This is a genomic window from Corallococcus sp. 4LFB, from assembly GCF_046520365.1.
Classification (GTDB): domain Bacteria; phylum Myxococcota; class Myxococcia; order Myxococcales; family Myxococcaceae; genus Corallococcus; species Corallococcus caeni.
Genome location: NZ_JBKGHJ010000596.1, coordinates 1 through 4524, shown reverse-complemented (window position 1 = coordinate 4524; position 4524 = coordinate 1). Strand labels below are relative to the sequence as shown.

Annotated in this window: 4 protein-coding genes and 2 pseudogenes; 2 read left to right on the top strand and 4 right to left on the bottom strand. The window is 72.2% G+C overall.

The genetic code is table 11. From position 1 onward, the window contains the following. Window positions 1-324 (bottom strand): anti-sigma factor family protein (locus tag ACLEQD_RS37670; RefSeq protein ID WP_410390696.1); only part of this gene is annotated, 324 nt, incomplete at its 3' end. Continuing rightward, a complete protein-coding gene (locus tag ACLEQD_RS37665; protein WP_120524267.1) occupies window positions 321-902 on the bottom strand; it encodes an RNA polymerase sigma factor in 582 nt (193 codons plus the stop codon). The genes ACLEQD_RS37670 and ACLEQD_RS37665, both read right to left, overlap by 4 nt. A 523-nt stretch (window positions 903-1425) precedes the next feature. Between ACLEQD_RS37665 and ACLEQD_RS37660 the strand changes: the two genes are divergently transcribed. Together ACLEQD_RS37660 and ACLEQD_RS37655 are read left to right on the top strand one after the other, a co-directional pair. Beyond that, the gene (locus ACLEQD_RS37660) at window positions 1426-1977 is read left to right on the top strand and encodes a hypothetical protein (protein ID WP_171412953.1); all 552 of its coding nucleotides are present in this window, start codon (window positions 1426-1428) and stop codon (window positions 1975-1977) included. Then, window positions 1974-2565, top strand: a pseudogene (locus ACLEQD_RS37655) (tRNA-uridine aminocarboxypropyltransferase). The gene ACLEQD_RS37660 and the pseudogene ACLEQD_RS37655 overlap by 4 nt, the downstream one beginning before the upstream one ends. Window positions 2566-2578: 13 nt before the next feature. On the opposite strand, the gene ACLEQD_RS37650 reads toward ACLEQD_RS37655, so the two are convergent. Together ACLEQD_RS37650 and ACLEQD_RS37645 are read right to left on the bottom strand one after the other, a co-directional pair. After that, window positions 2579-4006 (bottom strand): protein-disulfide reductase DsbD family protein, encoded by a 1428-nt coding sequence (locus tag ACLEQD_RS37650; RefSeq protein ID WP_410390695.1) that lies wholly within the window; start codon window positions 4004-4006, stop codon window positions 2579-2581. Between the two features lie 69 nt (window positions 4007-4075). Beyond that, window positions 4076-4524, bottom strand: a pseudogene (locus ACLEQD_RS37645) (hypothetical protein); the annotation flags it as partial.

Here is a 4524-nt window from a genome sequence, read left to right as displayed (position 1 = left end):
GGCGCGCGCCTGGTGCCACGCGCGGCCCTCGCGCTCGGGCGGCGGGGGCGCCTGCGCGGGGAGCACGTCCCCGGGCCAGTGCTCCGGCACGTCTTCGTCCCAGGACCCGGGCACCGTCTCGCGGGCCTGACGGGCGGACACCCAGCGCTCGCTCTCCGCCGCGTCCTCCAGCGCCAGCCGCGCGAGCATCTCCAGCTGCAAGAGGTCGTGGAAGCGCCGGGAGCAGACGTCGCAGCCGGCCAGGTGGCCGCGGACGCGGCGCTGGTCCTCGGCGGACAGGCTTCCATCCAGGAAGGGCTGGAGGTCCTCACACGCGGTGCTCATCGTTCCCTCTCCTGGCGGCGGCGTTCCGCGGTGTCGTGGAGCATGGCCTTGAGGCGGCGGCGGGCGTGGAAGAGCCACGTGCCCACCGTTCCCGCGCTGGGGGTGTTCATCCGCCGGGCGATCTCCGCGTGGCGAAGGCCCCGCGCATGCAGTTCGAACGCCTGGCGCAGCTTCTCGTTGAGCCGCGCCACGGCCTGGCGCAGCTCGTCCTCCGTGACGCATTCCCACTGCTCGGGCTCCGGCGCGTCCTCCGGGTCCTCGAAGAGCATGTGCACGTTGTGCAGGTCCACCCGGCGGTCCGTCTCCGCGCCCTGGCGGCGGCACTGGTCCAGGAACCGGTTGTGCAGCACGCGCACCAGCCACGCGCGGCGCGCGGGCTCCGGCCACCGCTTGAGCCGCTCCCATTGCAGGAGCGCGCGCAAGAGCACGTCCTGCACCAGGTCGTCGCAATCACTGGCACTCCTGCCACAGACATTGCGCGCGATGGCGACCAGCACCGGCTGATGGCGGATCGCGAACGCGGCGAACTCCCCTCCAGAGCCCTCCCGGACTGGCGGCTCCTCCCTCCCTGGCACCATGCGACCGCCTCCCTTCCCTCCAGAGAACGCCAAGGGCCGGATTCTTTTTTTCTCACGGATGCGACAAACGCTGTCGCGCTTCTTCCCGCATGACGTCGACCAGTGCGGCTGGAACACTTCAAGCAGACGCCAATTCATTGCATGGAATAGACAGACATCCCGGCACTCCCTGTTTCAATTCCTCTCCATGGGTGTGTCTTGCCTCCGGGTGGCGCGCGCCCCGCCCGGCGGGGAAAAGGCGTGGAAAATGGGGCGCAGCATGCCCCAGCGGTGGGAGGCGGCTGGGGCGTTTTCGTGAACGCGGGGAGGCTCCGGGGAGGCTCCGGGGAGGCTCCGGGAACGCACCGGGGAGGCGCCGCGCGGCGGGCCCTCCTGGTGCGTCAGGTGGGGGGATACCTGCCGCCCGGTCGCGTTCCGGGCCCGGAGCAGGCCTCCCGGGCGCCCGGGGAAGCGTCCCGGAGCGAAACTCCCCCCTTGCATGCCTGGGGAGTCCTTTGGTCCTCTTGGGTCACGCCGTATGCCCATGGAAACCGCCGCCGACAGCCGAGAGTACCGCGTGGTCTTCTTCTGCCCCGCGTCCAACGCCCGGCTCGAGCGGCTGGAGGTGCCCGTGCGCCGGCTGTTGTCGCGCATCCAGGCGCCTCCGGCGGAGCTGGCCCCGCTGAGCGAGGCCGGGGCGCTCACGGAGGCCGGGTGGCAGGTCTACCTGGTGCGTTCGCTGACGGAGCGCTCCGCGGCGCAGGCCATGGCGGCCTACGTCAGCGAGGCCACCTGCGCCCTGGCGGCGGAGGTGGACGCGGAGGTGCTGGGGCTCTACGTGGACGTGTCCGGGGACTCCGCGCGCATCTGCCGCTGCGGCCCGGAGGACGGGCCGGAGACCTTCGCCGGGCGCCGGCAGGCCGCGCTCACCCGCACGTCCGAGTGGCTGGAGGTCGCCCCCGCGAGCCTTTCCGCCCTCTTCCAGCTGGATCCGCCGGACGCCGAATACGAGCCGGACGCGGATGACCGCTTCGTCGAGGAGAAGCTTCGCGAGGCGCGGACCCTGATGGAGCGCTACCGCACCGCGGCGAAATGAGGTCCAGCACCCCGGAGGACCTGTCCGGCCGCTGCGAGCGGTGCTACCTGCCCACCGCCCTGTGCCTGTGCGCGGACGTGCCCGTCATCCCCACGCGCACGGAGCTGCTGATCATCCGGCACAACAAGGAGTCGCAGAAGAGCACCAACACGGCGCGCATCGCGGCGCTGGCGCTGCCCCGCTGCCACATCGTCTCCTATGGCGCGCCTGGGGCGCCCTTCGACGCGTCGGTGCTGGACGCGCCGGACACGTGGCTCTTGTTCCCCGACGCGCCGGAGGCGGAGGGCCCGCCGCCGAAGCGGCTGGTCGTCATCGACGGGAGCTGGGCGCAGGCGCGGCGCATGGTGCAGCGCGTCCCCGCCCTGCGCCGGTTGCCGGGGCTGAGGTTGCCGCCGCCCGCGCCGGGACACGCGCCGGCTGCGCAAGCCGCCGCACCCGGACGGGATGTCCACGCTGGAGGCCATGGCCGGCGCGCTCGCGCGGCTGGAGGGAGAGGACCTGGCGAAGCCGCTCCTCACGCTGCACGAGCTGATGATTGAGCGCGTGCTCGCGAGCCGGGGCCGGCTGGGGTGGGAGAACTACCTCTAGCGAGCGGTGGCCCCTACTGGAGGACCACCTTCTGCATCTCCGCCGCGAAGGGCACGGGCTCCAGGAAGCCCGTCACGCGCGGCTTCGTCAGCACCGTGCCGTCCGGGTTCACGAAGGCCACCGTGGGCAGGCCCTCCACGCCCAGCTTCTCCATCAGCGCGTCCAGGTGGTCCTCGCTGTTCGTCGCGTCGATCTTGATGGTGAGGAAGCGGCTGTCCTGGGCCTGGGAGATGACCTCCGTGGACGGGTACGTCAGCCGGTCCAGCTCCTTGCAGGCCGCGCACCAGTCCGCGAAGAAGTCGATGAGCACCGGACGGCCCTCCTGCTTCGCCGCCGCGAGCACCTGCTCGAACTGGCTCGCGTCGAACGTCGCCGTCTTCGCCGGCATCACGTGGTGCCACTGCCAGGACGGCGCCACCGGGTGCTCCTGCAAGCCCATGCGCACCCACAGCTCCCCCGTGGGCCGCGCGTCCAGCGCGCCGCCGCGCACCACCAGCGCGCCCACCACCAGCGCCACGCCCATCGCCTTGAAGCCGAACTCGCGCGGCCCCTCCTTGAACGAGCGGTGCACCGCGCCCACCAGGACGCCCACCGTCACCAGCACCGCGGCCACCACCGCGCCGGGCACCTGCCCCACCTGCGCGCCCAGCGCCTTCACGGTGTCGCGCGCCCAGGGGAACGCGTCCTTCAGGTACGAGAACGCGAGCGCCACCAGCATGATGCCCAGCACGCTCTTCACCCACTCCATCCACACGCCGCCGCGCGGCAGGCGCACCGTGAACACGCCGATGAGGAAGAACGGCACGCCGATGCCCAGCGCGTAGATGAACAGCAGCGTCGCGCCCAGCGTCGTGTTGGCGGACTTCGCCACGAAGGCCAAGAGGCCCGTGAGCACCGGCCCCGTGCACGGCGCCGCCAGGAACCCGGACACGCTGCCCATCACGAACGCGCCCGCCAGGCCCGCGCCGCCCACGTTGCTCAACTTCGTCTGCATGGACGACGGCAGCGCCAGCTCGAACGCGCCGAACATCGACGAGGCCAACAGCAGCAGGAACAGCGCCAGCCCCATCACCACCGGGGGGCTGCCCAGCATGGAGCCGAAGGCCTGGCCCGTCTTCGCCGCCAGGATGCCCAGCGCGCTGAACACCACGCCCATGCCCACGATGTACGACGACGTCAGCGCCAGCGAGCGGCCCCGCCCCTCCGCCTTCCGCGCGCCGAACACCGACACGGTGATGGGGATGAGCGGGTACACACACGGCGTCATCGCGGTGAGCAGGCCGCCGGCGAACACCACCAGCGCGCCCCACGCGAGGCTGCCGGACTCCAGGAACCGGGCCGCGTCCAGCCCGGCGCTCGGCCCCGTGGGCAACAGCCACGGCACCACCGCCACCGCCACTCCCGCCACCACCGCCGCCAGCGTCAGCTTCTTCATGTCCATGCGTGCCCCGGCCTCCGCGCGTCCGGACCTGTGGAGGACCCCTTCTATATGCGGAGGCCGGGGACGCGGCTACCCCACCGGCATCTGCGGCGGGGAGGCAGGCACCTTCAGGCCCGCGGAGCGCGCCAGCCCCATCACGCCCTCCACGGCGCGGCGATGTAGCCAAAGGGGTTCGCTCCATCCACCGCCGTCACGTGCACCTCGCCCATCTGCTGCTGGAAGGCCGCCGCCACCTGCGGCAGCTGCCGCGCCAACGTCAGCTGGATGACCTCCGGGCTCACCGAGTTCTCGATGTCGCGCAGCGCCTTCGCGCGCTCCATCTCCAGCCCCTGCCGCGCCCGGGTGCGCCGCAGCTCCAGCTCCGCGATGCCGGTCTCCGCCTCCGCGAGGGACTGCTTCGCCAGCAACACCTGGAGCCGGGCGGACAGCTGCTCGGCCTCCTGCCGGGCCTCGGCGAGCTGCACCTCGTGACGCGCGGCCTCCGCCTCCTGCTGACGGCGCAGCCGCTCCAGCTCCAC